Origin of the sequence: Flavobacterium sp. DSP2-3-1 (genome assembly GCF_049896865.1) — a bacterium.
Taxonomy (GTDB): Bacteria; Bacteroidota; Bacteroidia; order Flavobacteriales; family Flavobacteriaceae; genus Flavobacterium.
The window spans coordinates 2,399-5,324 of record NZ_JAFCVD010000021.1; the positions used below are offsets into that span (position 1 = coordinate 2,399).

1 rRNA gene is annotated in these 2,926 nt (G+C 48.9%); it reads left to right on the forward strand.

The annotated features are described in order from the left end of the window. The first annotated feature begins 33 nt into the window (after window positions 1-33). Window positions 34-2,917 (forward strand): 23S ribosomal RNA (locus tag ACP7AT_RS15655). Window positions 2,918-2,926: the final 9 nt, after the last annotated feature.

Here is a 2,926-nt window from a genome sequence, read left to right on the forward strand (position 1 = left end):
GAAAGAAACGGCATTCTTAATTGAATGTTGGTACAATAAGCAAAATAAGGGCGTATGGGGGATGCCTTGGCTCTCAGAGGCGATGAAGGGCGTGATAAGCTGCGAAAAGCTACGGGGATTGGCACACACGATATGATCCGTAGATACCCGAATGGGGCAACCCACTATGTTGAAGACATAGTACACCGATAGGTGGGCAAACCCGCTGAACTGAAACATCTAAGTAGGCGGAGGAGAAGAAAACAAAAGTGATTCCGTAAGTAGTGGCGAGCGAACGCGGATTAGCCCAAACCAATGTTGTTACGGCAATATTGGGGTTGTAGGACCACGTTATTTGTTGCGGATAGAATTAGAATCTACTGGAAAGTAGGGCCAAAGAAGGTGATAGCCCTGTATAAGTAATAGAAGATAACGATAGTGGTATCCTGAGTAGGGCGGGACACGAGAAATCCTGTCTGAATTTGGCGGGACCATCCGCTAAGGCTAAATACTCCTGAGAGACCGATAGTGAACCAGTACCGTGAGGGAAAGGTGAAAAGAACCGTGAATAACGGAGTGAAATAGATCCTGAAACCATACGCTTACAAGCGGTCGGAGCCCTTTCGTGGGGTGACGGCGTGCCTTTTGCATAATGAGCCTACGAGTTAACGTTGCTGGCAAGGATAAGTGGTTAAGCCACGGATCCGTAGCGAAAGCGAGTCTGAATAGGGCGCTTTAGTCAGTAGTGTTAGACGCGAAACCGTGTGATCTACCCATGGGCAGGATGAAGCTGTGGTAACACATAGTGGAGGTCCGAACCGGTTGACGTTGAAAAGTCTTCGGATGACCTGTGGGTAGGGGTGAAAGGCCAATCAAACTCGGAAATAGCTCGTACTCCCCGAAATGCATTTAGGTGCAGCGTTATGCGTAAAGTTATATAGAGGTAGAGCTACTGATTGGATGCGGGGGCTTCACCGCCTACCAATTCCTGACAAACTCCGAATGCTATATAATGTTTCATAACAGTGAGGGCTTGGGTGCTAAGGTCCAAGTCCGAGAGGGAAAGAACCCAGACCATCAGCTAAGGTCCCCAAATATATACTAAGTTGAAAGAACGAGGTTTGTCTGCCCAGACAGCTAGGATGTTGGCTTGGAAGCAGCCATTCATTTAAAGAGTGCGTAACAGCTCACTAGTCGAGCGGACGAGCATGGATAATAATCGGGCATAAGTATATTACCGAAGCTATGGATTTACAATTAATTGTAAGTGGTAGGGGAGCATTCTCACAGGGTAGAAGGTGTATCGTAAGGTATGCTGGACCGGTGAGAAAAGAAAATGTAGGCATAAGTAACGATAATGCGGGCGAGAAACCCGCACACCGAAAGACTAAGGTTTCCACAGCTATGCTAATCAGCTGTGGGTTAGTCGGGACCTAAGGCGAACCCGAAAGGGACAGTCGATGGACAACGGGTTAATATTCCCGTACTAGTTATTACTGTGATGGGGTGACGGAGTGATGAAAGCGCCGCGAACTGACGGAATAGTTCGTTGAAGTACCTACCTATAAGACCCGCAGGCAAATCCACGGGTTTTGGGGAAATACGATAGTACTCGGAGTCTTCGGACAAAGAGATAGTGCGCCTAAGGGCTTCCAAGAAAAACCTCTAAACTTCAGGTAATAAGTACCCGTACCGCAAACCGACACAGGTAGTCGAGGAGAGAATCCTAAGGTGCTCGAGAGATTCATGGCTAAGGAATTAGGCAAAATAGACCCGTAACTTCGGGAGAAGGGTCGCCAGCAGCAATGCTGGCCGCAGTGAAGAGGTCCAGGCGACTGTTTATCAAAAACACAGGGCTCTGCAAAATCGTAAGATGAAGTATAGGGCCTGACACCTGCCCGGTGCTGGAAGGTTAAGTGGAGATGTTATCTTCGGAGAAGCATTGAAATGAAGCCCCAGTAAACGGCGGCCGTAACTATAACGGTCCTAAGGTAGCGAAATTCCTTGTCGGGTAAGTTCCGACCTGCACGAATGGTGTAACGATCTGGACACTGTCTCAGCCATGAGCTCGGTGAAATTGTAGTAGCGGTGAAGATGCCGCTTACCCGCAGTGGGACGAAAAGACCCTGTGCACCTTTACTATAGCTTAGTATTGACCTTGGACAAATGATGTGTAGGATAGGTTGGAGACTGTGAAGTGGCGTCGCTAGGCGTTGTGGAGTCATTGTTGAAATACAACCCTTTGTTTGTCTGAGGCCTAACCCCGTTATGCGGGGGACATTGCTTGGTGGGTAGTTTGACTGGGGTGGTCGCCTCCAAAAGAGTAACGGAGGCTTCTAAAGGTTCCCTCAGTACGCTTGGTAACCGTGCGTAGAGTGCAATGGCATAAGGGAGCTTGACTGAGAGACATACAGGTCGATCAGGTACGAAAGTAGAGCATAGTGATCCGGTGGTTCCGCATGGAAGGGCCATCGCTCAAAGGATAAAAGGTACGCCGGGGATAACAGGCTGATCTCCCCCAAGAGCTCATATCGACGGGGGGGTTTGGCACCTCGATGTCGGCTCGTCACATCCTGGGGCTGGAGAAGGTCCCAAGGGTTGGGCTGTTCGCCCATTAAAGTGGCACGCGAGCTGGGTTCAGAACGTCGTGAGACAGTTCGGTCTCTATCTACTGTGGGCGCAAGAAATTTGAGTGGATCTGATTCTAGTACGAGAGGACCGAATTGGACAAACCTCTAGTGTATCTGTTGTCACGCCAGTGGCATCGCAGAGTAGCTACGTTTGGAAGGGATAAGCGCTGAAAGCATATAAGCGCGAAACCCACCACAAGATGAGATTTCTTTTAAGGGTCGTGGGAGATGACCACGTTGATAGGCTATAGATGTAAAGGCAGTAATGTCATAGTCGAGTAGTACTAATAACCCGTAAGCTTATGTACGCTTTTCCT